This window comes from Planctobacterium marinum (assembly GCF_020687805.1).
Taxonomy (GTDB): Bacteria; Pseudomonadota; Gammaproteobacteria; order Enterobacterales; family Alteromonadaceae; genus Planctobacterium; species Planctobacterium marinum.
Genome location: NZ_JAJEWQ010000001.1, coordinates 57922 through 83573 on the forward strand (window position 1 = coordinate 57922; position 25652 = coordinate 83573).

Here is a 25652-nt window from a genome sequence, read left to right on the forward strand (position 1 = left end):
GTTTAATTGCAGCCACAGCCACCACCGCTGTTGGTTGCGCCGCCGGAAGAGGCTTCTTTGCTGAAATAAACATGGCGATGAAATGCAGCCTGCATAGTGTCTGGTTCAAAAGCCATTTCATTTTTCGCAAATCGCCCTTTTTCCCAGGGCTCTACCGTGGTGACACAGGCCGAACAGAGAAAGCATAAGATAACGCAGAGGATTTTCTTCATGGTGTTCCTATCAGGTGCTCGATTTGTTGGATTTTTTTCTGTTTTTTGCGCTCATTAAAACCAATGTGCCGGCCTCGTATGATGCCATCTTTATCAATGACGAAGGCAACGGGCAATCCGGGTAATTTTAAGCTTTCAGCAAGTTGTTTTTCGGGATCGGTATAGATAGCGAAATCAGCGGGTATTTCGGCTAAAAATCGTTTTGCGTCATCAGCAAACTCGTCCATATTGATGGCGACAACTTTAAAGTCTTCGGTGGCGTATTTTTTTTGCAATTCATTCATAAACGGGAAGGACTTTTTGCAGGGTTTGCACCAGGACGCCCAGAAATCCAGATAGACAACCTGGCCTTTCAGTTGCGCGGTAGAAATTTGTTGGCCGGTTGCAAAATCGATTAAGGTTACTTCCGGCAAGGGCGATTCAGCATGGGCCTGACAGGCCGCCAGGTAAAATAAGGCTGCACTACACAGTTGACAACAAGCCGATAAAATTCGTTTCAAAACAATACTCCGTTATTTACTTAATCGCGGTTCAGGGGTGACTTTCAGTGCGCTGCGGCATGGGATTGCCTTTTTTCTGTTTGCCCTGGTCGCGCCATATCCAGGGCGGCACCCTCAAGGCATGCGCTTGTGACCATAACCCTTTTGCAGAATTCATCGCGTCACTCTGAGCTTCACTATAGGCTAACTGTAGCTCATAAGGCATTGCTTTGGGAGGAAGCCAGGCAAATCCCGTTTTAATCATGGCAAGGTTGATATTTTCGCCATCTACGATGATTTCGCCTGCCTCAGAAATGTGCATGTATTTGTCATAGACTTTTGAATGCAGGAACATTTTGGCTTCCCGGCCGTAAGGTTGTTCTCTTTCCGGAGCATCAATAAACTGCAGTTCTAAAGATTCAGTTGCGCCTGATGCGTGCTGCACCAGCAGCGTGTCACCATCAACAACCTGAATCACTTTACTGCCAGATACTGAAACAGGGTTGCAGGCAAAGAGGCAGGCCTGAAGTGCTATATACCATGAAAATTTGTAAAATCCTGTCATGATGTCGGGTCTGTGTGCATTGAACACAATAACTTTAGCCTTGCAAATTGTGCGGGACAACATTATTGCCAGCGTTTGGTGACTGGTTCACAAAATGCTTTATTGCCACAATGGTGAAAATTCCAACAAACTTTCAGCAAAAGCCTTAAATAAGTTGCGTTTTGAAGCACTTGCAGCTAAATAATAAGTGTTAAACCTTAATTATTCTGTTATCTTTTTTAGAGTTATTTTGTTGACTACAGACTGATATAAACGACAGAGCCTTAGAATTGGAGTAGACAATGACCGAAAGGCCTTACCTTGTAAGTGGTAGAAACACCATAATTCATAAAGTCCGCAAATTGGACTTAATTATTACCAATGGCGAAGAGCAGACGCCAATCATCGTCACTCATAAAGGTGTGAAAAAATACACCGGACGCGTGCCTGAAAACAAGCGTGAAGCCAAAATGATGGACGCCGAATTGGTGGATCTTACTTTGGGTGAATTGTTTGGTGACGAAAAAACGTTGCTGTTCGTGCAAACCATTAACGGCAAAGAATACAAAGTGGATTACAGCAAGTCTGATACGCCACTGTTTGTTAAAATTCATCAGGACAGCGTGATTTAATCTATCGCCTCTCAGTCCAGATACCCGTTTGAAACCCCTGATAAAGGGGTTTTTTATTGCCTGCAAGTTACTACTGAATGGTGTTTACCCATTGCTTCGGGCATTCGCTGGCAAATCCTTTGATGTATTTGTTTTTACCTTTGAGTTGCCGCGCTTTGCTTTGGTCAAAGATGTTTAAGCGGCAGATATCAATAGGGGTCACTTCGGAGGCATTGACCGTCGGTACAATCGTGGCTCGTTGCAGCGCCTCTGCTATCAGTTCAGAGCAAAAGAACTGGCTGAAATCTTCCCGGTTGTGCCCGATTGCCGCCAGAGGACCAAACAAACGCGGAATATCAAAGGCAGACAGCAAAGCCTGTTTAACATCATAAGGTTTAAATATTTGCGTATGTAAAAATCGATACCAGTGACTTTGTTTCAGAATTAACTTGTCTCTGGCAGCCTGATTCAATGGAAACCACCACACTTCGCCCGGGTAATATTCAATACGCTCACATAACTTATTGACCATGACCCCGGATTGACCATTCAGACGGGCGGCTTCAATGATGTTCTGCACAGTTGGACGGCCTGGATGATGCAGATTTTCGACATCCAATACCATGGCCACATGAGTAATGCTGGAGCGGGTAGCCAGTTTTACAATTCTGCTGAATTCACTTTTACCACTAAAGGCGATTAAATCTCCTGGCTGGATAAATTGTTTTATCTCCTGGTAATTACGCCGTTTAAGTTGCATTGTGGTAAAAATACTTCATTTGGTTATTTATTGGGGCGTTACGATAAACAACCTGTTATTCGCGGTCAATTATCTTAATTTTCCGGTACTTTAACGATCTGTCTTATGCTCCCGCAAAACATCGAAATTTTACTGATAAGCCACCATGGTCTGCCTAAGCTGAGAACAGAGTTAAACCTGAGTTTGACTTATCGCAGAACAACAAGTGAGGGTATCATGAAAAAATTAATATTAACCGCAATTGCAGCCACTTCCGTGATGATTTCCGGTGCAAGCTTTGCCGGGGATAAACTGGTGGAATACAAACTGGAGAATCTTTGTAAGGCGGTAAAGTCGGATAATCGATTTGATTTGTACAAAGCGATTAAACGCAATAATTTGCAAGCGGATGAAGTGGTGGAGGGGTTAATGTGCAATGGTGAAGATCCTATCACTTTTGCAAAATTAAACGGTGCGGAAAAAACTGCTAATCTGCTGATTGAACGCTCCGGATTTAATGGCAAAACCGTTATTATTGAAGATTTGGCAAAGAACTAAGTGGCTGGATGTAACAATCTGTAATTAAATTACATTTTATCAGCTATTTTTGTTGTTTCATCTCAGATTGATATTTTTGTCATATTTAATCAGTAGAATTATTTTTGTTGGGCGTAGTGACCCCAACTAAACAGTATTCAGTCTCGTAAGAGCGATACATGTTTTTATCCTGGACAAAATAGAGGGCACAGCCCTCTATTTTTTTATCTGTTTTATATACCTTGCCCGAAAATCTTTTTTATACCTTAATCTTTGGCGTTGCGCAGAACCGAGATTCCTTTGTTGTGAGACGTTCGCGAAAGCACTGGCAATACTTCAGTTGAGTGCCTGATTTCGCTGCATTGTGCCAATCACTGTTTGAATAACTGTTAACTGGGATCGGTCGCAAAGATGTAACCATCCATAAACAGGATTCTGTTTTTTCACAGCTTGTAACATCCCACTTTTGCTACTCCGGTGCTTTTGTCTACGCTTGATTTGGGGGAACAAATTCGGAGTTTAGTTGCAGGGGCATACACTGATGCAAAAAGCGTGTTTAAAGGTTTTAATTGCTGATGACGAGTTGTTGGCAAGACAAGGGCTAATGAGTCGCCTTTCCGGTTTTTCCCAACTGGAAATTTTACCACTTTGTGAGAATGGCAATGACGCCTTAAACAGTATCCGACAGCATCGTCCTGATGCGGTTTTCCTGGATATCGAAATGCCGGGATTAACCGGTATCGATTTACTCAATAAGTTACTTCAGGAAAAGGTACAACTGCCTTATGTGGTGTTCACCACAGCCCATCAAAATTTTGCATTGGATGCCTTTAATTTTGAATCCTGTGATTATTTATTAAAGCCCGTTGATGTTGAGCGCCTGACCATTTGTATCCAGCGAATTGAGAAAACCATAGAACAACAAAAAGCTTTTGCGCTGCAGGAAAAACTACAACAATTATTAACCCGAAAAACCGGTAAAACCTTGGACGGTTTTATTGAAAACCTGGAAAACGAGCATCATTGTCATCTCAATGATTTGCAAAACTATATTTCCTTTAAATCCGGTACTGAGTGGATAAAAGTTGCTTTACAGGACATCGACTGGATTGAGGCGGTAGGGGACTACATGTGTTTGCATATTAATGGTAAGCAGCAAATTATACGCAAAACCATGAAGCAACTGGAAAGTGAACTGGATTCTGCTCATTTCCCCAGAGTGAGCCGTTCTGCGATGGTTAATGCTACCAAAATTTGTAAGCTATCGCCGAATTCCAATGGGGAATATTATGCACATTTATCCTGTCAAACTGTGGTGAAAGTAACACGGAAGTACAAATACAAACTGGAGGAAATTCGCCGTAAAAACGCGCCTTGCCATTAAAAATTCGCTACTAAAATGTCGGTTATCTGAGCAACCGGCATTTATCGCCTGAAAAACGAACAAATTGCAGGAATATATTCATATATTCGACTAAAGTCGCATGGTAGTCTGTTCGATAAGTCCATATAAGTCTTTGGATATTCCCAAATAAGCTGCTATCTATATGTATAGTGTCAGTTTTTTATTTCACGCATCTGCCAACAGGGACACAAGAGAAAAATTATCGGTATGTTTTCAGTATTGATTTGTGATGATTCAATGGTTGCCCGTAAGCAAGCCGCCAAATGCTTGCCCGATGACTGGGAAGTGCAGATCCATTTCGCCAAACACGGTGGCGAAGCAATCGATGCGTTGAAAGAAGGCAAAGGCCAGTTGCTGCTGCTGGATCTGAACATGCCCATCATGGATGGCTATGAAACCCTCGAAAATATCATCAAAGAAGGTATAGATACCAAGGTTGTTGTGGTATCCGGTGATATTCAACCTGAAGCCCACGAACGGGTGAAGGCACTGGGAGCCTTAGATTTTATTGAAAAGCCGGTTAGCAAACCCGTTCTCAAAAAGATTTTGCTGGCCAATGGTGTACTGGAAGAAGTTAAAGAAGAAGTTAAAAACGAACCGGCAGTGGATGCCTTAGATCCGGATGTTCGGGATTGTTATCAGGAAATTACCAATATAGCGATGGGGCAGGCGGGAGATCACCTGGCGAGAATACTAAACGTGTTTGTTCGGCTACCCATTCCCAATGTAAATCTGATTGAAGTGTCTGAGCTACACATGATGTTGCAGGACATCGAGTTAAAAGATTCAGTGTCAGGCATATGCCAGGGGTTTGTTGGCCCGGGTATCAGCGGTGAGGCCCTGTTTATTTTAAGTGATTCCAGTTTTGGCGATGTTGCCAGAATTATGGGGATCAATGGCCAAGTCGATGATCAGGTGCAATTGGAATTGCTGATGGATGCCGCCAATATTTTGATCGGGACCTGTCTTAATGGGCTGGCGTCACAACTGGATTTGTATTTTAGTCAGGGACATCCGGTCGTTTTGGGCCAGCATCGCAGCATTTCGGAATTAATTTCCAGCAACAAATTGCGCTGGAAGCGCACGTTGGCAATAGAACTGAGTTATGGTTTGGAAGGGTATAATGTGCATTGCGACCTGGTACTGTTGCTGACAGAAGAATCCATGAAAGCCATGAATTACAAGCTTTCTCACCTCCTTGAAGATTGATGATGCAATGGAAGAATTAGACGATTTAGATGATTTAGCCGAATTCCATTGGATGATGGATATGCTGCAAACGGTGGACGTTGGTATCGTTGTTCTGGATACCCAATTCCAGATACGGGTGTGGAATGCTTTCATGGAGAGTCACAGCGGATTGTTGCCCAGTCAGGTACGGGATCGAAATTTGTTCCAGTTATTTCCTGAAATTGACCAGGCCTGGTTGCGCAATAAATGTCGTCCGGTGTTTGAGCTAAAAAATAGGGCGTTTATTACCTGGGAGCAACGTCCTTATATTTACAAGTTTCCTAATTATCGTCCAATAACGGGCACAGAAGACTTTATGTACCAGAATGTCACCTTGTCCCCCCTGACGGGTGCCACCGGAAAAGTAGACCATATGTGTATGATGATTTACGATGTCACCGATGTGGCAGCCAACAAAAAGCGCGCAGAAGCCGTGGAAGTTACGCTCAATGAGCTTAAGGAAAAGACCGGGCATCGCAGCATGTAGTCCCGCCCAACACAATGTCGCAGCGCGACTTAACTCTATTGTAAATGTGCGGTCACGCAATTTGACGTGATTTTTGTTGTGCTTGTCGGAATCGAAATGCAAATATGCCACTTATCTGTGAAAATAAAATGGTCGTGGTAGCGGTTTAGAACGGATGATTAGATTAGTAATTTTATTTCTGGGTGCAATAAGTTTGTCTGCACGTGCCGACCTCAAATGTGAGGTGGATCTCAATTATGGCATGGTGGTGACAGATAAGAGTATTCGCATTATTGATGAATCCCGAACTCTGTACCAAATCAACCATGATCATCAATTGATCGTGGCGGGGAACTGGATTGAGTTAAACGAGTCACAAGCCGAAAAACTGAAAGAACTGGCAGACGGTATTCATTACTCTGTACCTAAAATGATTATATTGGCCACCGAAGGGGTGGATTTAGCTATTGAGACTGTGGAGCATGTGTATGTTGGCCTGGTGGGCACTGACCACAAGAGTTTTGATAAACTCACCTCGGCGCTGGACAGGGTAAAAGAAAAGGTTAAAAAGAAATTTATTCACAGCCATGGCAACTATTATATTGGTCCGGGGAGCCTGGAGAATGTGGATGATCTTGTCGATCAGGAACTGGAAGCGCAAATAGAAGAAGCCATTAATACCTCATTGGGCGGCGTATTGTCAGCTATTGGTGGGTTAACTCCCGGCAATGATGAGAAAATGGAGTTGCGCATGGAAGAATTGTCCCAGCGCCTGGAAGTGATGGGCAATGAAATAGAGCGCACCGTCGGCCCTAAAGCGGATAGCCTGCGCAAAAAGGCGCAGTGGTTCTGCAATAAAATGGGCTATCTTGATCGGGTGGAAAATGAGCTCAGAAAAGAAATATCCCAGCTCAGTAAGATTGACGTTATTGTGGTGGGCCAGGGGTAGTCGTTAGTCATCTGCGTGAATACTGCTGTACGACTTGTACGGATAAAATTATGGTCTATTCTTTATACCGACTATTCTCATTAGGTAAAGGAAAACACCATGTCAAAACTCTCAGAAGCGCTCAATAACCTCAAAGATACCGCTGCGGATTTCTCCTCGCTGACGGTAACCACCTATACCGGCAATTTGTCGATAATGTTTCAAAATTCGCAAACCGTAGCTGACGGTGATACGCCCAGCCTCAGTAATATTGATTTAGACAGGTTGTTTACCTATGCCATTGGCAACGCTAATGTGACAGCCGATCCCGAAAGTAAAATCACGTTAAAAGCGATGAATGTCCATAAAATTGATGGTGATGCGGTATTGTATCGTGATGAGCAGATTAGCGACGATATTGAAAAGGCCCACAATCAGGCGGTAACCGCAGGCAGAGAGACCCGGGAAGGAATTCTGAATCTGATAAAAAAGATTGTCTCCTGAACGCCTTGTTTGCTTGTGATGCGATAAAATTGCCACTGCAGATGCAGGGGCAACCTACTTCAGACATCACATCGGCCAGATTGTTTATGCAATCCAGACTAACGGCATAGGGACTTGTATATGGATGTCGACGGATCATTCGACAGTATTGTTAAGCATCAGCAACAGGTGCAGCAGGCAATATCTGCAAAAGTTTTGGGTACACCCATTCAGGGTCAAAACAATAATCTGGCACTGTTAACTGAGCCGGTGGGTGAAGTAATATGCGAACGCTTGTACCGCCTGCAGTATCTGTCTGGCGAGCAGTGGCAAGCCTATCAACTGGCGCTGACTCAGTATCGCGCCGCTAGTATACAACCGTTGCAACAATGGCAAAGTGAATTTGCATCGGCGCTGGCCAGTTTGCAACGGGAAGCCGGATTAAAAGTCGATCGCTGGTTTGGCGCTAAGACCTTTCAGGTAATTCAGCAAGTCTTTACTTTTGAAGAACCCACACACATTGCGTTTTGGTTTAAACATCAAAACCGGGATTTTATCAACCGGGCAATCTTCCAGCGTCTTTATGCTATGGCGGTTTTACCGGGTGAAATGCCGAGACTATTCGACAATGCCGCGCCTGAATTCGCGCATCAACAGCTTGAACAATACATTAAACAAGGGTTGCAACTGTGGTCTGCCGTATTGAGAGCCTTTGACGTACCAGCTACAACGCTAAGTTCCGACGATGAATTGGTAAACTGGTTGTTTGACGTAGAAGGTTTGACCCGGCATTTGTCGGCCCATCGTTTACAGCTAAAAAACCGTTTTGACCGGGTCTATCTTGACCCTCATTGGGAGACGTTGCCTCTACAGGCGCTGTCTGATTTGAACGACACGCAACGGCAGTCGTTAGCCTTGAGGGTTATGTTGGCGCAGTCCCGCGTTGAGCTTTGGTTGCAGGGTTACGCATTGGGTAAGTCTGCAGATGAGGGTGTATTTATGCCGGGTGATACTATCCGGTATCATTTTTATAGCCCGGCCTTTACCCCTATGGGGGGATTTGGCACACAGCTGATTGGTCCGGGATTGCGAAGGCAGATGGCATTTTGGCGTGATAGCCATCATCTGTTTTCGGCGATTTCCGCGGATGACCTACCACCGGGCCTGCGCCTTGATCGCAAGGTAGTGACCCCGCTTCGTATTGCAAAAGACATCAAACAAAAACACCTGACCCTGGCCAGTATGGCATTGCATACTATTCATTGTGCAGCTGTGTTGGGAGCGTTGCCGCAACCCGACGAGTTAGAGCAACAAAACCGGTTGCAGGAAGAATATTTGAAACTAAAACCAGAGCATAAAACGACGCAAGTCTGGCAACAGGATCGACATTTTTTTGCTACCGTTTTAGACGGAGTTAAGCGCCTGTCACGTTGGTTGTGGGACAAGGTTAAATCAATATTTCAGGCGGTCACTGAAGCCGTGCAGCGGGTTGTACGTATGGTGCAGGCAATTGCCAGCAAAGGTCTGGCTTATTTTAATTGGGTGATTGATATTTTTTGTGCGACTGCCTGGTGGGTTACACAAAAGATCTGGGTAAACGAAGAAACTTTAGTGGTGGTCAGAGACAGTGATTTTGATATTGGTTTTTTAGCAGCCCCTGACTGCACTGAGGCAACGTTGCAGCAAGCCACTGACAAAATTCAGCACAAGGTCACTATGTTTCGTGCCGGTTGCATTTTGCTCTCTTTATTAATGGAGGTTTTTAAACTGGTTCTGGCTGGTGTAGGTGGTATTGCGAAATGGAAAATCGTAGACGCGGTTTGGGCTATCGCCAATTTCTATCGCGCATTATCTGAAGAAGATATCGCCTACCTTGATAGTGCGATGGCAATGGAGCTGGTGTAAATCACTGTTCAGATTCACAAATTCTTACTAATCAGGCTCCAATTGATTTTTTATCTTGTGTTTTAATACCGACACTTTAGCAAATTGTATTTAGTGACAGGAAGGCAGCGTGAAAACAGCGATTTTAGGGGTATTTTTATGGAGTTTTTTCAGCGTTGCCAATGCGGCCAGTCTTTGTGCTCGAGATTGTGCTTTTGTGCTCAAAGAGCAGTCCGGGAAATCAATAACCATTATCAATAATGAACGTGTTAATCAGGCCTTCACGCCGTATTCAACGTTTAAAATCCCTAACACACTCATCGCATTGGAAACCGGCGTTGTAGAGGATAGCTCACAACTGCTTAGCTTTGATACCAATACCTACCCAATAAAAGACTGGTGGCCGGAAGTGTGGCACAAAACCCCTTTGAATATCCGGACTGCTTTTCAAAAGTCGGCACTGCCTGTTTATCAGGCCATCGCTACGCAAATTGGTGTGCCACGAATGCAGCACTATATAGAGCAGTTCGGTTATGGGAACCAGGATATTTCTTCCGGCCTGGATAGTTTTTGGTTGAACGGTAGTCTTAAGATTTCTGCTATGCAACAGGTAGAGTTTTTACAACGTATGTATAGCGGACAATTGCCGGTTTCGGAATCTGCCTTAGCCCTGTTTAAACAGGTAATGTTAGTGGAGCAAACAGAGGAATACACACTATATGCTAAAACCGGTGGCGGGCCTGTCGCAAAAGACATAGTGCTGGGCTGGTATGTGGGTATCGTTGACCGGGGCGAAGAGGTGTATTACTTCGCCCTGAATATGGACGGCAAGCGCTTCAGCGAAATTCAGCAAAAGCGCATTGACGTTGCACGATATCAATTGCAAGAGGCGGGTGTACTCTAATATTTATGGCGGACTTATTGCAAAAATAAGTTCACTCTAAGAATAAACTCAGTAGTTCATTGAGATAGCGTTTACCTAATTCGGAAACCTGCCAGTGATGGGTGGTTTCCGTTAGCAATCCTTTTTGCAGTGCTACTGCCAAACGCGATGCTATGACTTTGCTGTCTGACGACAATCCGGTGCGCTGTTCTAATTCTTCTTTGGGACAAGGTTCCAGCAAGCGAAAGCGGTTCATAAAGTATTCAAAACCCAGATCATCGGCTTGTACCTGGGTTTCTTCGAATAATTTATTGCGGGTTAAATCCATATAGCCTTTTGGATGCTTTACTTTCGCAGTACGCACAATGCGATTGTCTGCTAAGGTAACCTTACCATGTGCACCGCAGCCTATACCCAGATAGTCGCCGAAGCGCCAGTAATTAAGATTATGCTGACATTGTTGACCAGCTTTACTGTAGGCGGATATTTCATATTGCTGATAGCCAGCAGCCCGCAATAAGGCATCCCCTTGTTCCTGAATATCCCAGAGAATTTCGTCTTCCGGTAAAGCCGGTGGTTTGGAGTAAAACAGCGTATTTGGCTCTATGGTAAGCTGATACCAGGACAAATGGGGAGGGTTTAATGCAATCGCTTGCTGTAGGTCACTTAATGCATCCTGCAATGACTGTTCAGGCAATCCGTGCATAATATCAATATTAAAGGAGTTCAATCCCACACTTTGGGCGATACCCGCTGCTTTTACTGCCTCCTGGCTGTCATGGATGCGTCCTAGTCGGGCGAGTTTCTGATTATCAAAACTCTGTACTCCAATCGAAATCCGATTGACACCAGCTTTGACGTAGCCCTTAAAACGCTCGGCTTCTACGGTACCCGGGTTGGCTTCCAGAGTAATTTCAATATCCTGAGCAAATGGGATCTGTTGTTGCACACCTTGCAGAATATCTGCAATGCCTTTTGCCGAAAATAAACTGGGCGTTCCACCGCCGATAAAAATACTGTGGATTTCCCGGGGTGTTTTATTCAGATCTAAATAAGCCGCGATATCCTGTTGCAGGTCTTGCAACAGGTGCATGATATATTCCTGTTCCGGTAAATCCGCGTGTGACTGACCCTGTTTAATGCCATGGGAATTGAAATCACAATAGGGGCATTTCTGAACACACCAGGGAATGTGAATGTAAAGTGATAATGGTGGCACGGACTGGGCTTTCTGACTAAGGTTGCTGAACTAATACACCCGCGTCAATTAACTGGGGTAATAGTAACTGAATGGCGGCACCGCGATGGCTGATTTTGTTTTTTTCCGCTTTGCTCATTTGTGCCGCACTGCGTTTTTGTTCTTCTACCCAGAATACCGGGTCATAACCAAATCCATCTTTACCGGTTGGTTGCGCTAAAATCTCGCCGCGCCAGATACCTTGTGCTATTACCGGTGTCGGATCGTCAGCGCTTCGCATAAACACAAGGCAACAGTGAAACTGGGCACCTCGTTGCGCGTCTGGTCGCTCAGCCAGGGTCTTGAGCAGCTTGTCAATGTTGTCGCTGTCGCTGGCGTTTTCACCAGCAAACCTTGCAGAGTATATGCCCGGCGCTCCGCCGAGGGCGTCTACGGCCAAACCCGAATCGTCTGCAATCGCCGCCAGACCGGTTTCTGAGGCGGCATGACGGGCTTTGATAATGGCATTTTCTACAAATGTTCTACCGGTCTCTGCAACTGACGAGACATTAAAATCTGATTGTGGCCGCAGAACAATATCAAAGGGTGACAACACTTCTGCCAGTTCTTTTACTTTGCCCGGGTTCCCGGTAGCTAATACAAATTCTTGTGGCATCAATCGTCCTATTTCTTCGCTTTTGCTTTGCTGTTTTTCTTTGTTGCCGTCTTTTTCTTTTTGGGCTTTTTAGGCGCGACTTTGGCTACTTTGTGTTTTGGCTCCAGGCCTTTTACTTTCTGGGCTTTGATAATGTCACCGGTGAAGCGGCTGATCTTGCCCATCATTTCCATTTCGTGCGCTTCCACCAGGGATATCGCATTGCCTTTTTTGCCGGAACGGCCGGTACGGCCAATGCGGTGTACGTAGACATCGGCAGAGCGGGGCAAGTCATAATTGATAACGTGACTGACATCGGGTATATCAATGCCTCTGGCGGCCACATCGGTGGCTAACATAATTGGGCTGTCACCATTTTTAAAGGCGGCGATGGCTTTGATTCGTCTGTCTTGCGGCATTTCACCTTGCAAAAATACATAACGTACATTTTGTGTTTGCAGCCATTCTGCCAGCTCTGCCAGACGTTCACGGGTTTTGATGAACACGACGCAACGGTTAACCTCGTCACTTTGCAAATAGTGCAACAGCAACTGACGTTTGTGCTCCAACGTATCGGCAAAATGGATCCATTGCAGAATTTTAGGGCGCTCTTTGCGCGAAGGTGTTGTTTCCACTGAAACCGGATCATTGAGTACAGTTAAAGCAAAGCGCTCGACGTCTTTACTGTCTAACGTAGCAGAGAATAAATGGGTTTGTTTGCGCCAGCGGGCTTCAGCACAGATTTGACTGACCACTGAGCCAAAACCCATGTCGAGCATGCGATCTGCTTCATCCAGAATTATCCATTCCAGTTCCCGACAATCAAAGGCTTCACGTTCGATATGCTCAAACAGTCTGCCCGGTGTCGCTATGACGATATCAACATTACTTTCCAGTAAGTCCAGGTCTGAGCCGTAATTAATGCCACCAATAATCGTACCGGACGTAATATCGGTGTAGGTGGCTATTTTTTGCGTTTGTTCATGCACCTGCAGTGCCAGCTCACGTGTTGGCGTCAGGATCAGAATACGGGGACCGTGCGGTTTTTTCGCCGGATAATCCAGTAAATATTGGCATGCGGGCAAAACAAAAGCGGCGGTTTTCCCGGTTCCGGTAGGTGCACTGGCTAAAACGTCCTTGCCGTCCAGTGCCGCCGGAATGGCTTCCATCTGAATACTGGTGGGTTTACTAAACCCCATTTCTGCGACGGCACGGCAAAGCTCGTCGTCCAGCTGTAAATCTTCAAACATGCATTAACCCATTAAATTTTTGCCGGATTATACCTGTTTTGCAGGGCTATGTTCGATTAAAAGTGCCAGGTATAAGCGATATTCGCGAAATCCATACCAGGGTTGTTATCATTCAGACCGCCATTAGAGTAATGCATGTAACGCAAGGCGACAGATTCCCGCAAGTTTTCCCCAAATTCGAAGATGATGCCAAGTCGATCTTCAAACTGGTAATGTGAGCCAATATCTTTTCCGGCAAAACGGGTATCTTCCACCAGGGAAACGCCAATACCAAATTCCCATTTGACCGGGTACTTGTCGTAAATCCGGGCAAACTCTTTACTAAATACCGGGGAAATAGCGAAAGCAAAGTTACTTTCATGACGCACCGGATCGCCAAATTCCCAAAAATTAAGACTAAATTCCCAGTACACGTCCAGGGTGCCCAACCACCTGAAGCTGTCAATTTGGGTAACCACAGGCCGGTATCCGAGACGCAAGCCTTTTAAATTGCCTTCTCCATGAAGGTACTCAATGGAAATAGCCTGATCGTAATTGTCCTCTAAATGCCACTGTTGCGCACTTGCCGGAAAAACCGCTGCAGTAATCAACATCAGGGTTGCTAAAAAAACGTTGTGCATTGTGATATACCATTCAAATTCATTATGTACTGAATGGTATATAAATTAAATGCAAAAGATTAGCGGTAAAAATAGATGATTAAGTTCTAAAATATTGAATTAAAATTGCTTGAAATGGTATTTACGTTATTTTAACGAATGCTATGCTCAGCCTTAACCTGTGCAACAATTTGGCAACGTCGCTCGCTGAGTTCCTGCTTTATTGCCGCACCTTTAAATCCGTCCGCAATGATATTTTGCACATTGACCTGCAGCGCCGCGTTGAGGCAAGTTAGCAGGTAAGGCGCCTGAGGATAGGGGCGATGTTCAAAACCGGTACGTCCTTTGGCATCGGCCTCACAGGCAAGCAACATATCCTGAAAGCGTTCAGGCTTGCGCCAGGCATCTACACTATCAAACAATTTTATGATGGTTTGCGGCCTTAATTCAAAGGCTTTGTGGACTTTGCCGTGATGTTCACAGGTTAATTTTGCCAGGTCCGTTTCCAGTTTAGGGGCTTTAATACGTTGGCATAATTGTTCAACCAGTGGCAGCCCGGCTTTTTCATGCCCATGATGACTGGGCCAGAATTGTGGTCTGGTGAGCCCTTTTCCTAAATCATGCAACAATGCGGCAAAACGCACCGGAATACGCTCACTCAACATGGCAGCTTGTTGTAAAACCATCATGACATGGACACCTGTATCTATCTCAGGATGCCATTTTTCAGGGTTAGGCACGCCCCACAGCGCATCCAGTTCCGGGAACCAGTCTTGCAAGCCGTTGCAACTGCGCAGGGTCTCAAAATAAACCTCTGGGTTGGGTTCTGACAGTGCTTTGGCTGTCTCAACCCATACCCGTTCTGCAGAGAGTGTTTTCAGTTCATGGCTTTGTGTAATTTCGGTCATCAGTGCCAGGGTTTCCGGGGCTATTTTGAACCCGTACCCGGCATAACGCGCCGCAAATCGGGCCACTCTGAGCACTCTTAATGGATCTTCAATAAAGGCATCAGAGACATGGCGCAGGATTCGCTGTTCTAAATCTTTCTGACCACCATAAGGGTCGATGAGAACACCGTACTCATCTTCAGCCATTGCGTTGACGGTTAAATCACGACGGATGAGATCATCCGCTAAGGTCACGCTGGAGGAGGTATCAGTGTCAAAGCCCGTATAGCCTTCGCCCGATTTTTTTTCTTTACGGGCGAGGGCATACTCTTCTTTACTTTTTGGGTGTAAGAATACCGGGAAATCTTTGCCAACCTGTTGATAGCCCGCCTGTAACATCTCCCTGGAAGTCGCTCCTGTGACTACCCAGTCTCGGTCTTTTACCTGGCGACCCAGGAGTTTGTCGCGTACAGCACCGCCCACTAAATACACTTGCATTATTTTTACGTTTTCTTCATCGCTGATTCATGATTAAGGTTTATTATGCCGGAAAATGTGAATTTTTACTTTTGATGTTTTGACTTAATAAACACAAATCGTCAGGATAGCCAACCAGAATGATTTGATTCAGCGGAAACCGGACAAGCAGATATGTATCTGAATTACTTTGGGTTAAAGGATAATCCCTTTTCTATAGCACCAAATCCCGAATATTTGTTTATGAGCCCCAGGCACAGAGAGGCCCTGGCACACCTGACTTTTGGTCTAAGAGAAAGCGGTGGTTTTGTGATGCTCACCGGGGAAGTGGGTACAGGTAAAACCACCGTAGCGCGTAAACTGTTGCAGGACTTACCGGCAACAACCCAGGTCGCGATGATATTAAATCCAACCTTGTCTGCCATTGAACTGCTGGCGACGATTTGTGATGAACTTGGCATTGAATACGAGCGCCAGCTTTCCAGTCTGAAGTACTTTACTGATTTGATACTAAAAAAATTAAGTGATAATCACCAAAACAATAAGAATACCATTCTTATCATTGATGAAGCGCAGCACCTGATGCCGGAAGTACTTGAGCAATTGCGCTTGTTAACCAACCTGGAAACCAACCGTGAAAAGCTGATGAAGGTTGTGTTAATTGGACAACCAGAGTTGCAACAGTTGTTAAAACGCAATGAGTTACGCCAGTTGGCACAGCGCATCACTGCCCGTTATCACTTATTACCGCTGACGTCAGGTGAGGTAAAGGAGTATGTTGCCCACAGATTACAGGTAGCCAATGGTGATCGTGGGGTATTTAGCCACGGCGCATTGCAGGCAGCCTATCAAATTACAGGGGGGATCCCCCGGGTCATCAATTTATTGTGCGACAGAGCTTTGACCATTACGGCCAGCAAACAAATGCTATCGGTTAAGCGGCACATTTTGGTGGCTGCGGCTCAGCAAATCTTAGGTGAGGATGTGGTTAAACAGCGTCAGGGTAAACAGCAAACCTTAATGCTGGTGTTGCTGTTTCTGTTAAGCACGACGTTGGGTTTTGCCATGGGGAGTTGGTATGGCTAAACAAATTGGTATTCAGGCGCTTCAGCCTGGTATGTTTATCCTGGGCATTATTGAGCAAAATGGCCCGGTCAGGATCAAAAAAACAGGTCTGGTAACCAGCCAGGAAATGGTTCAGGGGCTGGCAGAAATGGGAGTTGTTTCGGTTGCGATAGATCCGGAAAAAACCGTAGAACTGGAAATCGAAGATACCCACCACGTTTCGCAAACACAGTTTGTGATGCAGGCCAATGAAGAATCGCCACGCCAGGATGCAGATAATCAGTTAACCGAGCAGTTTAATCGCAGCCTGTTTATGCCTTCTTTGCAAAAAGTTCCTTCGGCCTGGCGATATTATGGCACTCAGGTTGGGATAGCGGCATTGGTGGTCTTTGTCGGATTTTTTACCGGCTGGTTTGCCAGTGGCTTCGCGAATAAGAGCAGTAGCCCAGTTAGCGTCTCAGAACCGGTGCAGGATACTGCCACTTTGGTGGCTGATAAACCTCAGAATCCGGCACAATCCGTACCGGTAAAAGACTCTGTGGCTGACAATACGGCGCAAACTCAAGCTGGCAGTATTGTAGCCGCAGTTGAACCGGAAACAACGGATAAGACGCAGGAAGAGACGGCGGCGCAAAATGTCGGTGAACCTGTTTCTCGCAATCTTGCCTCTCAAAATGCGCCATCATCAGCCGATACAGAAGAGACTGTTGCGGTGACAGAGGCAGCACCAGCGGCGGCGAGTTCTGCAGTGTCACCAGAGTTGATGAAACGTTTTGAAGCGGCGATGGCGGATTTGGAAAAAGAGTCGTCGCCAACGTTAGCGGATGATGGTGAAACCCTGGAATATGGTCGTGCAGAAAACACCTATAATTCCACTGACATTCAGCGGGTTGACCAGTTGCCAGCTCGCATAATGACGCGTTTGCCCAGTATGTCTTTTTCAGCACATATGTATGCCTCTAATCCCAATGACCGTTGGGTGAAGTTAAACGGTATCGAAATGGGCGAGGGGGAATGGCTTGATGACAAGTTATTTATTGAACGCATTGAACCACAGCATGTGATCTTAGTGTTTGAAGGGCACCAGTTCAGTATGCGGGCTTTATCCGAATGGTAACATGGCGCTAATCAAAGGGGTTTTGGTTTGCAAGAGAGTGAAGCCAGAGCATATTTTTTACGGGATATGCGCAAGGCAAAAAACAACGTTGAACGCTTTTATAAAGCTCAGCACGAGTTCGGCTCTAAAAAGCACGTACAACAGTTTTTAACGGATTTTCGTCAGGCTCATGCTGGCATCACTATTTTTGAGTATCGCAAGCCCACCCGTCACCCCTGGCACTTTCACCATACGTTCTTTTATATCGAACCCAAAGCAATTGAAGAAGACGGCATCGGAAAGCTGTTATTAGTTCAGCAAACCACGCTGGATTCAAAAAAGTTAGTCAAAGGTGATCTGAGCGACATTCTTGAGGTACAGGTAACCCGCGATTTAATGCTGCATGAGCACTTTTTCACTCGTTTAATTCAACGGGCAGAGTTATCCGGACTTAAAGCCGCACTCAACCTGACGGCACATTCTCTGGCAGAAGTGTTGGTTCAGATAAAATTTGCCCTGACTCAGTTTGAAGAGGGACAGACGCTACACCTGGTGTTTCCTGACAAAGTATTCATTGTGACTTGCGAAAAGGCACAGGCATTATTGATTTTTAAAACGGTCATTTTGGCCGAATTTATGACAGAGCGACAGTTGCGGATCTATTCAGGCGCGATTGCCCAGGCAAAAGTCTCTGAGAATGGCTTTGTATCACTGCGTGAAGATGAAGAAGCCTATGAATTATTGTTCTGAGCTTCATTTTTGCGGATCCCCTCTCAGTCATTCCTCACCTTCAACAGCTTCCGAGTGATGGTTTGAAAATTTTATTAAAGTTTTTTTAAAGGGCAGCCGATACGTCTCACAGGTAGGTTTTTATTTGTGAGTGAATCTGATGGGATCAAGAGTTGTACCCTCAAACATTTTGCGTTTATGGTTTTGGATGATCGACAGTTCTGGCTCTGTTGAGTTAGAGCAAAGCGCCACCGAATCTATTTTGAAATTTTACACCGATATGAATGTCGCCCGCAAAGAGCTGGAAATGCCCGCACACTTTTGAGCTTTCCGATAACATGGCTTGTTCTGTTCCGGAATAAGCGCTGTAGCGTTTTCTTTTTTACCTGTTCCTGATTTTTACCTTGTCTTTGCTGACCTTGCCCCAATACACTATCTGAAACGTCAAGTTTAAACCTCAGAAGGAGATAGTAATGACGCCGATTGATATAGGTATCAGTGAGCAAAATCGTTTGAAAATTGCCGATGGCCTGAAGCGTTTACTGGCCGACTCATACACGCTGTATTTGCAAACCCATAATTTCCACTGGAATGTTACCGGACCGCAGTTTCGTGAGTTGCATTTGATGTTTGAAGAGCATTATACCGAACTGGCAGTTGCCGTAGACGATATCGCTGAACGCATTCGAACTTTGGATGTACCGGCACCTGGGACATACAAAGAATTTGCGCAACTGAGCTCGATAGACGAAGTGGATGGTGTACCGGAAGCCGGTAATATGGTGGATATTCTGACTCGGGGACATGAGCAGGTGGTGAGAACTGCCAGAGAAGTCCTGGCGCTTTCTCAGGCGGCGGATGATGAATCTACCTCGGCGTTGGTGTCTGATCGTATGCGAATTCACGAAAAAACCGCGTGGATGCTAAGAGCCACCAGAAAACAGTAATCAGCAATGTTCAGGATGTTGTCGCTAAACAGCGACTACATCCTTAAATGGCACCCAGAAAAATATCCCGGAAGAATTTGGTCAGGTTAATTTTAAATTCATTGGGTCTGACGGTGCATTCAATCTCATCTGCTACTTTTGCCAGATCGACTCGCTTTAACTCAGTATGGGCGCCACTGGTGACACTGTAAAAGCACATGACTAATGGTTTAATAGGCTCGTCTTTGTTGGCCTTGACAATGATCCCTAATTTGCCACTTTTCAGTTTAACCAATGAACCAACCGGGTGCACACCAATACATCGAATGAATTGCTGTACCAGTGATTGGTCGTATTTTCCGGAGGTATCGGACAACAACTTTTTTAGCGCTGCAGTTGGTGTATAGCCTTTGCGATAGGGGCGATCACTGGTCATGGCGTCATAGCTGTCGATGATCGCGGCCATGCGGCCGTAGGTGTTTATCTGATCGCCTTTTTTACCTTCCGGATATCCTGAACCATCAAGTCGTTCATGATGATCCTGAATGACGCTCAGCACCACGTCGGAGACGTTTTCTTCCTGAGAAACCAGCTCTACCCCAAAATCCACATGCATTTTAATCATTTCCTGATCTTCAGCGTGGAATTTATCGCCTTTTTGCAATAGCTCTTCCGGAATGGTAGCCATGCCAATATCCATCAGAAAACCACCCAGGCAAAGATCTTCGGTCAGTTCTTTGTCGAATCCCAGGTGTCGGGCAAAAACACCCATGTATATGGCGCTGTTGACACTGTGCTCCCAGATGTAATCCGGGGCGTCTTTAATTAAAGAGACACAAGATAATGCATTGGGGTTTTCAAAAATACTGTCGATAATTTCTGACGAGACTTTGCGGATCTCTTCAATATTTGTTTGTTCGCCGTTACGCACTTTGTCGAGCAACTTACAATGAACCTGTTTTGCCTGATCGTGTAAGGTTTGCGATTGGTTTAGTGAATCTGAAAGTGACTTTTCCGGTGCTTTGTCTGCAACTGATTCCGTTTCCTGCGTTTGTTCTGGTTGATGTTTGGCGATTTCCTCAAGATTACTTTTACTGTAATCCACTTCCAGTTCCAGAATGCCTTTTTTCTTGAGCATGGCAATGAGTTCAGGGCGTTTTATCAGACCTTGAGATTTGACTTTCAGTTGACCACTTTGTTTGGTCACACGGCTGACAAACATCCCTGGCAGGAGTTGATCTATAGGAACGATAGCGATTTGATTTTGCTGCATATTATCAATTCAATCTGTCAGGTAAATGCGAATGTTCAGGTATTAATCGAGAAGTATTGCCAATATCAGGGATATTGGCAATGACACATTAGCATAATACTGAAAAAGATTGTGTTCGAATTATGCTAACCAGGCAGGAATGTGGGATTCGTAGTTGGCTATTTCGGTTTCACTTTCCATGGTTTGACCAATAGCATCAAGACCTTTGATCAGGTTGTGCTTGTGGTGGGCTTCAATGTCGAAGCGAAAGGTATTGCCATTGCATGACAGGGTTTGCTCCGGCAGGTTAAGTGAAATTGTGCAATCCGGGTCAGCCTGAACCGCAGAAAATAAACGGTCCATTTGCTCTCCTGGCAGTGCGACAGGCAGTAATTGGTTGTTCATGCAGTTGCCGTAAAAGATATCGGCAAAACTGGTGGCAACAACCACTTTAAAGCCGTAATCAGTCAGGGCCCATGGGGCGTGTTCCCGGCTGGAGCCACAGCCAAAATTTTCCCTGGCTAATAATACACTGGCACCCTGGTGTTCTGCTTTGTTCAGTACAAAATCTGGATTGGGTTCCTTTTCTTCCAGGTCCAGATAACGCCAGTCATGAAACAGATGTTTGCCAAAACCGGCTCGGCTGACAGAGGTCAGGAACTGCTTTGGTATAATCTGGTCGGTATCCACGTTAGCGCTGTCCAGTGGCACAGCTGTACCGGTAAATTCTGTAATCCCACTCATATTATTCTGCTCCATATTGTCTGACATCTACAAATTTACCATTCAGGGCGGCTGCCGCAGCCATTGCCGGACTGACAAGGTGAGTTCTGGCACCTCGTCCCTGGCGGCCTTCGAAATTGCGGTTGCTGGTAGATGCACAACGATCGCCCGGTTGTAAGATATCGTCATTCATCCCCAGACACATTGAGCAGCCGGGCAGACGCCATTCAAAACCGGCATTAATAAAGATTTCATCCAGCTTTTCGGCTTCGGCCTGCATTTTTACCTGAGCGGAGCCCGGTACCACAATGGCGGTGACATTTGCCGCTACTTTACCTTGTTTGGCGACTTTAGCCGCAGCCCGTAAATCTTCGATACGGCTGTTGGTGCAGGAGCCAATAAATACATTGTTGACGGCTAGTTCAGACAGCTTTTGGCCGGCCAGAATGCCCATGTATTTTAACGCTTTGGTGGCGGAATCTTTTTCAACCGAATCATTAAAGTCGTCGGGGCCAGGGATCGGACTGTTAATGCCGATGACCTGACCTGGGTTGGTGCCCCAGGTGACTTGTGGTTCAATCGATTCGGCCTTTAGTATCACTACCGTATCGAAATGAGCGTCAGGATCTGATTTCAGCTCTGCCCAGTCTGCAATGGCGGCTTCCCAGTTGTCTGCTTTAGGTGCATAGTCGCGACCTTTAATGTAATCAATGGTGATCTGATCCGGTGCAATGAGTCCCGCTTTAGCGCCTGCCTCAATGCTCATGTTACAGATGGTCATGCGCTCTTCCATACTCAGCGCTTCAATGGCACTACCTGCATATTCAATAACATGACCAGTTGCCCCGGCGTGTCCAATTTTGCCGATGATGGCAAGAATAATGTCTTTGGCCGTAATGCCAGGTGGCAATTGACCCTGAGCATCCACTTTCATGGTTTTGGCTTTGCTTTGTTTCAGCGTTTGCGTAGCCAGAACATGCTCAACCTGAGACGTGCCTATGCCAAACGCTAACGCACCAAATGCGCCGTGAGTGGCGGTATGAGAATCCCCACAAACCACTGTCATACCGGGTAAGATAAGCCCTAATTCTGGCCCGATAACATGCACAATCCCTTGCTTGTGATGGCCAACGGGGTATAACTCTATACCATTGGCTTCACAGTTGCTCATCAGTGTTTGCAATTGCAACTGGTTTGCCGGGCCACAGGCATCTATCGCTAAGGAGCGTGTAGATATACTGTGATCCATGGTGGCAAACGTTTTGTCCGGGCGTCTGACTTTGCGTCCTTTTTCCGCAAGACCAGCAAAGGCCTGTGGTGACGTGACTTCGTGGATCAGATGACGATCAATGTACAATAAAGTGTCGTTGCCTACCTGATCAACAATATGACGTTGCCAGATTTTTTCGTACAAAGTTTGCGCCATTAGTGACTCTCCTTAATGGTATTGGCGATGAAATCACCCACCTGGGCGGTGGTTTTGGCTTCATGGCGTTTGTCGGCAGGCAATAATTCTGCGGTTAAGACCTGTGACTGCAGAGCGGTTACTACCGCGTTGTCAATGGCGTCAGCTGCGTCGTTCTCGTTCAGGCTGTAGCGCAACAACATGGACAATGACAATATCTGAGCGATAGGGTTGGCTATACCTTTACCGGCGATATCCGGTGCGGAACCACCGGCGGGCTCGTACATGCCAAATCCATCCGCATTGATACTGGCAGAAGGCAACAGACCCATGGAACCGGTGATCATGGCGCACTCATCAGAAATAATATCGCCGAACAGGTTAGAGCATAACAACACATCAAAATCCGAAGGGTAGCGAATTAACTGCATGGTAGCGTTGTCGATATAGATGTGCTCCAGGGAGACATCCGGATAGTCTTTAGCGACTTCCTCGGTAACTTCACGCCACAGGCGACTGCAAACTAACACGTTGGCCTTGTCTACTGAAGTAACCTTTTTACTGCGTTTCTGCGCCGCTTCAAAAGCAATTTTGGCAATGCGACGAATCTCCATTCGGCTATAGCGCATGGTGTCAAAGGCATATTGTTCTTCACCTTCGCCTTCCATACCTTTGGGTTGGCCGAAATAAATGCCACCAGTTAATTCTCTGACAACCAGTACATCAAAGCCGCTGGCAGCAATGTCGGCGCGCAGCGGTGAGAAGGATTCCAGGCCTTCATAAATACGGGCAGGGCGCAGGTTACTGAATAACCCAAAATGACTGCGCAAAGTCAGTAATGCGGCTCTTTCCGGGCGCTGTTCCAGCGGCAGGTTATCCCATTTGGGGCCGCCAATAGAGCCAAACAAAATGGCGTCAGCATTTTCACAACCTTTCAGGGTTTTGTCAGGCAGGGCATGACCGTCCTGGTCGATGGCGTATCCGCCTACATTAAATTGTTCAGTGGTTATGTTGAGATCAAACTTATGCTTGATGGTTTCCAACACTTTTAAGGCTTCGTTCATGACCTCGGGGCCAATTCCGTCTCCGGCCAATACTGCGATATGTTTTCCTGACATGGTTATACACCTGCTATTCGTTGTACTTGTTTTTTCTGTTGATCAATCTGATCCGCCAGATACGTATTGTTCATTACATAAATTAAGGCTTTGACACCGGCCTCGACGATATCGGTAGCCAAACCAATACCGCTAAAACGACGGCCGTTGTAGGTAGCAATAACACTTACCTGGGCCAGTGCATCGGCACCTTCACCTTTGGAGTCCAGCTTAAAATCAACGATTTCTATGCTGTCTCTGCCTGTGGCTTTAATGATGGCATTAAAGGCTGCATCCACCGGACCGTTGCCGGTTGAGGATTCAGTAACTTCCTGGTCGCCGAACGCCACAATAACGGTGGCACTGGGCACAATATTTTTACCAGCGTTGGCGTGAAGATAATTTAACTGGTAGTAGGCTTCGTCCTGGCGGGTTTGATCAAAGAACACCAGTGCCTCTAAATCGTAATCGAAAACCTGACCTTTTTTGTCGGCCAGCTTCAAAAAAGACTGATACAACTTGTCTAAATCAAAATCACTGTCTTTGTAACCCAGTTCGTGCATTCTGTGTTTGATCACATGACGACCAGAACGCGAGGTCAGGTTCAGATTATTTTTGTTGATGCCCACCGATTCGGGGGTCATGATTTCGTAGGTGTTTTGCGCTTTTAATACACCATCCTGGTGGATACCAGAAGAGTGGCTGAAGGCATTCGTACCCACAATGGCTTTGTTGGGCTGTACCGGCATGTTACACAACTGACTGACCAGCTTAGAGGTTCTGGAAATCTCAGTGCTTCTGATATTGGTTTGCAGTCCTAACAATTGCTCTCTGGTTTTTAAAATCATGGCGATTTCTTCCAGAGAGGCATTACCCGCCCGCTCACCAATACCATTAATGGTACATTCGACCTGACGAGCGCCGTTTTCTACTGCAGCCAGCGAATTGGCAACGGCCAAACCTAAATCGTTGTGGCAATGCACCGAGATTGTGGCTTTGTCGATATTGGGTACCCGATTAAACAGGTTGTTAATGATGCCCCCAAACTCTGTAGGGGTTGTATAGCCAACGGTATCCGGGATGTTCACCGTTGTGGCACCTGCATTGATTGCAGCTTCAACCATACGACATAAGTAATCAATGTGTGTGCGTCCGGCGTCTTCGCAGGAAAATTCAATATCATCTGTGTATCTGCCGGCATGTTTGATAGCAGCAACGGCCATTTCTACCACTTCATCATTGGATTTTCTTAACTTTGAATCCACATGAATCGAAGATGTCGCAATAAAGGTGTGAATTCGAAAATGATCAGCTACCCTCAGAGACTCACCACAAGCATCGATATCTTGCATTACCGCGCGAGATAAGCCACATACCGTCGCGTTTTTTATCTCCCGGGCAATGGTTTGTACCGACTGAAAGTCGCCTGGCGAAGAAACCGGAAATCCCGCTTCAATGATATCTACACCCAATCGCTCAAGGGCGAGTGCAATCTGGAGTTTATCCTTAACCGTTAGGCTGGCGGGCAACGCCTGTTCACCATCACGCAAGGTGGTATCGAAGATCTTTACCTGATTGTCCATGTTAACTCCTGATTTGCTGTGCTATATACAAAAAAACCCGTGCTGTGCACGGGTTTTTCATGAATGCTTTTGGTTGTTTACTTACAACTCACCCGTGCAGTTTTGCCTGCCATAAGGAGTAGTAGGAGTGAAGTAAACTTAATTGCCATTTTGGGTTGAATGTTCTCAACGTCTGTATGGATGTATTTGTAACGTTTATACCCCGTTGGGTCAAGCTTGAGAGCGATGTTTTTCTCTGGAATTAGAATGTTTTTGGTTATATGGCATGAATAAATAGTTACTTAACATGTGTTAGCCACCGTTTTCCATTAAAACTAGGATAATCATCCT

28 protein-coding genes are annotated in these 25652 nt (G+C 45.8%); 14 read left to right on the forward strand and 14 right to left on the reverse strand.

The window, feature by feature from the left end:
- Positions 1 to 2 precede the first annotated feature (2 nt).
- The 3 genes from LJ740_RS00260 to LJ740_RS00270 are packed head-to-tail and all read right to left on the reverse strand — an operon-like array spanning position 3 to position 1256.
- Positions 3 to 212: a DUF4266 domain-containing protein gene (locus LJ740_RS00260; protein WP_229527009.1), complete on the reverse strand. Its 210-nt coding sequence runs from the start codon at positions 210 to 212 to the stop codon at positions 3 to 5.
- Positions 209 to 712: a TlpA family protein disulfide reductase gene (locus LJ740_RS00265; protein ID WP_229527010.1), complete on the reverse strand. Its 504-nt coding sequence runs from the start codon at positions 710 to 712 to the stop codon at positions 209 to 211. The genes LJ740_RS00260 and LJ740_RS00265 overlap by 4 nt, the downstream gene beginning before the upstream one ends.
- A gap of 31 nt (positions 713 to 743) precedes the next feature.
- Entirely contained in the window at positions 744 to 1256 is a 513-nt protein-coding gene (locus tag LJ740_RS00270) for a thermonuclease family protein (protein ID WP_229527011.1), read from the reverse strand.
- 281 nt (positions 1257 to 1537) lie between these two features.
- On the opposite strand from LJ740_RS00270, the gene LJ740_RS00275 reads away from it, so the two are divergent.
- A complete protein-coding gene (locus LJ740_RS00275) occupies positions 1538 to 1867 on the forward strand; it encodes a hypothetical protein (protein ID WP_229527012.1) in 330 nt (109 codons plus the stop codon).
- 70 nt (positions 1868 to 1937) lie between these two features.
- Here LJ740_RS00275 and LJ740_RS00280 read toward each other — a convergent pair whose 3' ends face one another.
- Positions 1938 to 2606: a hypothetical protein gene (locus tag LJ740_RS00280; protein ID WP_229527013.1), complete on the reverse strand. Its 669-nt coding sequence runs from the start codon at positions 2604 to 2606 to the stop codon at positions 1938 to 1940.
- A gap of 216 nt (positions 2607 to 2822) precedes the next feature.
- Between LJ740_RS00280 and LJ740_RS00285 the strand changes: the two genes are divergently transcribed.
- The 8 genes from LJ740_RS00285 (at position 2823) to LJ740_RS00320 (ending at position 10422) form a co-directional block, all read left to right on the forward strand.
- Positions 2823 to 3143, forward strand: a complete 321-nt coding sequence (locus LJ740_RS00285; protein WP_229527014.1) for a DUF3718 domain-containing protein — start codon at positions 2823 to 2825, stop codon at positions 3141 to 3143.
- 520 nt (positions 3144 to 3663) lie between these two features.
- A complete protein-coding gene (locus LJ740_RS00290) occupies positions 3664 to 4506 on the forward strand; it encodes a LytR/AlgR family response regulator transcription factor (protein WP_229527015.1) in 843 nt (280 codons plus the stop codon).
- Positions 4507 to 4734: 228 nt separating this feature from the next.
- Positions 4735 to 5736 carry a response regulator gene (locus LJ740_RS00295; protein WP_229527016.1) on the forward strand — a complete coding sequence of 334 codons (1002 nt, stop codon included), beginning with the start codon at positions 4735 to 4737 and terminating at the stop codon, positions 5734 to 5736.
- A gap of 7 nt (positions 5737 to 5743) precedes the next feature.
- Positions 5744 to 6244, forward strand: coding sequence for a PAS domain-containing protein (locus tag LJ740_RS00300; protein WP_229527017.1), 501 nt, complete (start codon positions 5744 to 5746; stop codon positions 6242 to 6244).
- A gap of 154 nt (positions 6245 to 6398) precedes the next feature.
- Positions 6399 to 7172 carry a YggN family protein gene (locus LJ740_RS00305; RefSeq protein ID WP_229527018.1) on the forward strand — a complete coding sequence of 258 codons (774 nt, stop codon included), beginning with the start codon at positions 6399 to 6401 and terminating at the stop codon, positions 7170 to 7172.
- Between the two features lie 99 nt (positions 7173 to 7271).
- Positions 7272 to 7655, forward strand: a complete 384-nt coding sequence (locus tag LJ740_RS00310) for a hypothetical protein (RefSeq protein WP_229527019.1) — start codon at positions 7272 to 7274, stop codon at positions 7653 to 7655.
- A gap of 120 nt (positions 7656 to 7775) precedes the next feature.
- Positions 7776 to 9539, forward strand: coding sequence for a hypothetical protein (locus LJ740_RS00315; protein ID WP_229527020.1), 1764 nt, complete (start codon positions 7776 to 7778; stop codon positions 9537 to 9539).
- Positions 9540 to 9648: 109 nt separating this feature from the next.
- Positions 9649 to 10422, forward strand: coding sequence for a penicillin-binding transpeptidase domain-containing protein (locus tag LJ740_RS00320; protein WP_229527021.1), 774 nt, complete (start codon positions 9649 to 9651; stop codon positions 10420 to 10422).
- A 31-nt stretch (positions 10423 to 10453) separates the two neighbouring features.
- On the opposite strand, the gene hemW is transcribed toward LJ740_RS00320, so the two are convergent.
- The 5 genes from hemW to LJ740_RS00345 form a co-directional block, all read right to left on the reverse strand.
- Positions 10454 to 11620: a radical SAM family heme chaperone HemW gene (hemW, locus tag LJ740_RS00325; RefSeq protein WP_229527022.1), complete on the reverse strand. Its 1167-nt coding sequence runs from the start codon at positions 11618 to 11620 to the stop codon at positions 10454 to 10456.
- Positions 11621 to 11636: 16 nt separating this feature from the next.
- The gene (rdgB, locus tag LJ740_RS00330) at positions 11637 to 12254 is read right to left on the reverse strand and encodes an RdgB/HAM1 family non-canonical purine NTP pyrophosphatase (protein ID WP_229527023.1); all 618 of its coding nucleotides are present in this window, start codon (positions 12252 to 12254) and stop codon (positions 11637 to 11639) included.
- An 8-nt stretch (positions 12255 to 12262) separates the two neighbouring features.
- The gene (srmB, locus tag LJ740_RS00335; protein ID WP_229527024.1) at positions 12263 to 13483 is read right to left on the reverse strand and encodes an ATP-dependent RNA helicase SrmB; all 1221 of its coding nucleotides are present in this window, start codon (positions 13481 to 13483) and stop codon (positions 12263 to 12265) included.
- Between the two features lie 56 nt (positions 13484 to 13539).
- A complete protein-coding gene (locus tag LJ740_RS00340; protein ID WP_229527025.1) occupies positions 13540 to 14103 on the reverse strand; it encodes an acyloxyacyl hydrolase in 564 nt (187 codons plus the stop codon).
- A gap of 131 nt (positions 14104 to 14234) precedes the next feature.
- On the reverse strand, positions 14235 to 15467 hold the full coding sequence (locus LJ740_RS00345; RefSeq protein WP_229527026.1) for a multifunctional CCA addition/repair protein: 1233 nt from the start codon (positions 15465 to 15467) through the stop codon (positions 14235 to 14237).
- Positions 15468 to 15620: 153 nt separating this feature from the next.
- Here LJ740_RS00345 and LJ740_RS00350 point away from each other — a divergent pair, with 153 nt between their 5' ends.
- The 5 genes from LJ740_RS00350 to LJ740_RS00370 all read left to right on the forward strand — a co-directional run bounded on the left by LJ740_RS00350 (position 15621) and on the right by LJ740_RS00370 (position 19283).
- A complete protein-coding gene (locus tag LJ740_RS00350) occupies positions 15621 to 16532 on the forward strand; it encodes an ExeA family protein (RefSeq protein WP_229527027.1) in 912 nt (303 codons plus the stop codon).
- Positions 16525 to 17628 carry a general secretion pathway protein GspB gene (locus tag LJ740_RS00355; protein WP_229527028.1) on the forward strand — a complete coding sequence of 368 codons (1104 nt, stop codon included), beginning with the start codon at positions 16525 to 16527 and terminating at the stop codon, positions 17626 to 17628. The genes LJ740_RS00350 and LJ740_RS00355 overlap by 8 nt, the downstream gene beginning before the upstream one ends.
- Before the next feature lie 27 nt (positions 17629 to 17655).
- Positions 17656 to 18357: a hypothetical protein gene (locus tag LJ740_RS00360; protein ID WP_229527029.1), complete on the forward strand. Its 702-nt coding sequence runs from the start codon at positions 17656 to 17658 to the stop codon at positions 18355 to 18357.
- A 139-nt stretch (positions 18358 to 18496) separates the two neighbouring features.
- Positions 18497 to 18661, forward strand: coding sequence for a hypothetical protein (locus LJ740_RS00365; RefSeq protein WP_229527030.1), 165 nt, complete (start codon positions 18497 to 18499; stop codon positions 18659 to 18661).
- A 148-nt stretch (positions 18662 to 18809) separates the two neighbouring features.
- Entirely contained in the window at positions 18810 to 19283 is a 474-nt protein-coding gene (locus LJ740_RS00370) for a Dps family protein (protein WP_229527031.1), read from the forward strand.
- Between the two features lie 43 nt (positions 19284 to 19326).
- On the opposite strand, the gene LJ740_RS00375 is transcribed toward LJ740_RS00370, so the two are convergent.
- The 5 genes from LJ740_RS00375 to leuA all read right to left on the reverse strand — a co-directional run bounded on the left by LJ740_RS00375 (position 19327) and on the right by leuA (position 25322).
- Positions 19327 to 20535, reverse strand: coding sequence for an HD-GYP domain-containing protein (locus LJ740_RS00375; protein ID WP_229527032.1), 1209 nt, complete (start codon positions 20533 to 20535; stop codon positions 19327 to 19329).
- Between the two features lie 120 nt (positions 20536 to 20655).
- Positions 20656 to 21258, reverse strand: a complete 603-nt coding sequence (gene leuD / locus LJ740_RS00380) for a 3-isopropylmalate dehydratase small subunit (protein WP_229527033.1) — start codon at positions 21256 to 21258, stop codon at positions 20656 to 20658.
- Position 21259: 1 nt separating this feature from the next.
- The gene (gene leuC, locus LJ740_RS00385; protein ID WP_229527034.1) at positions 21260 to 22663 is read right to left on the reverse strand and encodes a 3-isopropylmalate dehydratase large subunit; all 1404 of its coding nucleotides are present in this window, start codon (positions 22661 to 22663) and stop codon (positions 21260 to 21262) included.
- Positions 22663 to 23760, reverse strand: coding sequence for a 3-isopropylmalate dehydrogenase (gene leuB, locus LJ740_RS00390; RefSeq protein WP_229527035.1), 1098 nt, complete (start codon positions 23758 to 23760; stop codon positions 22663 to 22665). The genes leuC and leuB overlap by 1 nt, the downstream gene beginning before the upstream one ends.
- Positions 23761 to 23762: 2 nt before the next feature.
- Positions 23763 to 25322, reverse strand: coding sequence for a 2-isopropylmalate synthase (gene leuA, locus LJ740_RS00395; protein WP_229527036.1), 1560 nt, complete (start codon positions 25320 to 25322; stop codon positions 23763 to 23765).
- Between the last annotated feature and the right edge of the window lie 330 nt (positions 25323 to 25652).